Origin of the sequence: Bradyrhizobium sp. BRP19, from assembly GCF_020194195.1 — a bacterium.
Taxonomy (GTDB): Bacteria; Pseudomonadota; Alphaproteobacteria; order Rhizobiales; family Xanthobacteraceae; genus Bradyrhizobium; species Bradyrhizobium yuanmingense.
This window is the reverse complement of record NZ_JADYVZ010000198.1, coordinates 1-408: the sequence shown is the minus strand read 5'-3', so window position 1 is coordinate 408 and position 408 is coordinate 1. Positions and strand designations below refer to the sequence as shown.

Below are 408 nucleotides of genomic sequence, written 5' to 3'. Positions count from 1 at the left end.
ATCGATACCTAAGCTGCTGACGCCTATCACGATGTGCCGATACGCTTGAGGCAGTACGAAAAGTGCGCATCTGGTTCGAGTGTCAGAAATTCGAAGCGCCAGCCATATTCGACACAGAATTTATTGACCGCCTCGACAACCCCATAGACGACGGGTTTGACCGTGTTTCCAGTACAGAAATCGTGCCCGGCAATGCGGCCATCCTGCTTCACTTTGCGATCCGCCAGCACCAGCTCGTCCCACGTCAGCGCAAATGAGTGATCGGTATCGATGTAGATCCAGTCGAAGGTCTCATCATCGAACTGCGACAGCATATCGAGCGACGTGCCCTGGCAGATCACAACGCGACCTTCAGCGATCTCGGGCCCAAATTTGCTGTTAATGATTTCTAAGCCTTCGGAATAGCGG

General features: G+C 52.9%; 1 protein-coding gene. It reads right to left on the bottom strand.

Translation table 11 applies throughout. The annotated features are described in order from the left end of the window. Positions 1–26 precede the first annotated feature (26 nt). Positions 27–408 (bottom strand): class I SAM-dependent methyltransferase (locus I6F36_RS39170; RefSeq protein ID WP_225173315.1); only part of this gene is annotated, 382 nt, incomplete at its 5' end.